Origin of the sequence: Enterobacter cloacae complex sp. P12RS, from assembly GCF_014895875.1 — a bacterium.
GTDB lineage: Bacteria > Pseudomonadota > Gammaproteobacteria > Enterobacterales > Enterobacteriaceae > Enterobacter > Enterobacter bugandensis.
Window position 1 is genome coordinate 985 of the sequence record NZ_JADBQO010000061.1, and the last position, 886, is coordinate 1,870.

The following is an 886-nucleotide window of genomic DNA, read 5'->3' on the forward strand; positions in this document are numbered from 1 at the left end:
GCTTCCGCTACGATCCGCTCAGTCGCCGCATCAGTAAAACGTAACGCCAGAAGCTGGGCGAACAGCTAACCGGCAGCCGTCACCACCAGGTTTGTCTGGGAAGGACTGCCTGCTGGGGGAAGCGCACGGGGATGTGCTCACCTACGTCGAACGCGGTCAGGACGACTACGATTTGCTGGCGCGTGTAGATGGTGTTGATGCTCCATATATCTTCTGGTTCCATTACTAGTCCAACGGCACGGCGCAACTGATAACTGATATCTAAAAGCAGTAACTGTGGTGCAGGTTCGAGTATTGGTAATGTTTTATCAGATGCCAGATGGAACAAGAATAAAAGCCGAGGTAATATGATAAGTGATAAGATCATGCAAACAGTAGATCTACTTATTTCGCATAGTCAAATATTGTTACGATCCCGAGATTATGACGAAAAGCTGAGTCAGTGGGGAAAAGGCAATGTTTCTCAAGGTGCTGTTCTACACAAGGATTATGTTATATTCGATCCATTACCAGAGGACGCGTTCGGAGCAAACGTCAATATCAAAATAGTGAATGCTTTCAAAATGGATAAAAATGCTCAGCGCTGTATTGTTGTACCATTTTGCATTACGGATAAACATAATCTGCAAATCGCTTCTGCAACTGAGAAATTCGATTTAAATATAGACCTGAACGATAAAGTTTATTCACTCTTTTATGAGATTTGTGAAGGAGATGAAATTTACTATAATTTCACTCTTGTACCAACAAAAGAAGCTATTTATGCTAAGTTTTTGCTAGATGACCCTTGGGGAGGAATAAAAGACCATCCTCTCAAAGAAGGTTATTTTTAAATTTAATATTATATGGGAAGTTTATCTCGGAAGAAAATCCACGCCAAAGCGTG

At 41.9% G+C, this 886-nt stretch carries 2 protein-coding genes; one reads left to right on the forward strand and one right to left on the reverse strand.

From position 1 onward, the window contains the following. Window positions 1–79 precede the first annotated feature (79 nt). Window positions 80–223 carry a hypothetical protein gene (locus IM284_RS23800; protein ID WP_165587528.1) on the reverse strand — a complete coding sequence of 48 codons (144 nt, stop codon included), beginning with the start codon at window positions 221–223 and terminating at the stop codon, window positions 80–82. Between the two features lie 142 nt (window positions 224–365). Here IM284_RS23800 and comJ point away from each other — a divergent pair, with 142 nt between their 5' ends. Beyond that, entirely contained in the window at window positions 366–833 is a 468-nt protein-coding gene (gene comJ / locus IM284_RS22285) for a competence protein ComJ (RefSeq protein WP_226838934.1), read from the forward strand. Window positions 834–886: the final 53 nt, after the last annotated feature.

Bases quoted from the DNA above. Each gene is read 5' to 3' on its own strand.
- IM284_RS23800 (WP_165587528.1), bottom strand. From the start codon at position 223: ATGGAACCAGAAGATATATGGAGCATCAACACCATCTACACGCGCCAG.
- comJ (WP_226838934.1), top strand. From the start codon at position 366: ATGCAAACAGTAGATCTACTTATTTCGCATAGTCAAATATTGTTACGA.